The sequence below is a fragment of the Crateriforma spongiae genome (assembly GCF_012290005.1).
GTDB lineage: Bacteria > Planctomycetota > Planctomycetia > Pirellulales > Pirellulaceae > Crateriforma > Crateriforma spongiae.
The window spans coordinates 1-525 of sequence record NZ_JAAXMS010000040.1; the positions used below are offsets into that span (position 1 = coordinate 1).

The following is a 525-nucleotide window of genomic DNA, read 5'->3' on the forward strand; positions in this document are numbered from 1 at the left end:
GGCTAACGACCGGCGTCACCGGGCGGGGAGAGTAACGTTGACCATTCTGAATCGGGCCGCAAGCCCCGCTCCGTGTGCACGCCATGGTTATCCGTCCGCATCGGACTCGGTACGTTGGAGTTGGTCGTCGGGATCATCCTGTGTTTCGGATGCCGATGGCGATGTGAATACAGCGAGAAGCAACCAGTTGCCGCCGATCATCAGGTAAAGGCCAGCGACCAAGTAGGGAAGTCCGCCGGCAGCCCATCCAGCAGAGTGCGGGTCAATCGCGACTTCGTATCCCGACTCAGCATAGGCCTGTGCTTGGAACGTGTTCTGAATTAAACCGCCGAAGATTGAGCTAAGGCCGTCGACGAAGAACATCACGCCAAGCAAGCGAACCCCGAGCTGAGCATAGGGCAGTAGCGACGCCTTATGCGTGCGGTCCAAGTCGACGCTCGGGTCTTCGTTCGGCATCGCAGGTGGATGGTAGGGCTGGTTAGTCAATGCAGGATTGGGTTTGGACAAGATTCTGTCGGATAACGG

At 58.3% G+C, this 525-nt stretch carries 1 protein-coding gene; it reads right to left on the bottom strand.

The features are described from left to right. Positions 1-87: 87 nt before the first annotated feature. A partial coding sequence (locus HFP54_RS25100; protein ID WP_206036409.1) for a hypothetical protein occupies positions 88-525 on the bottom strand: 438 nt, incomplete at its 5' end.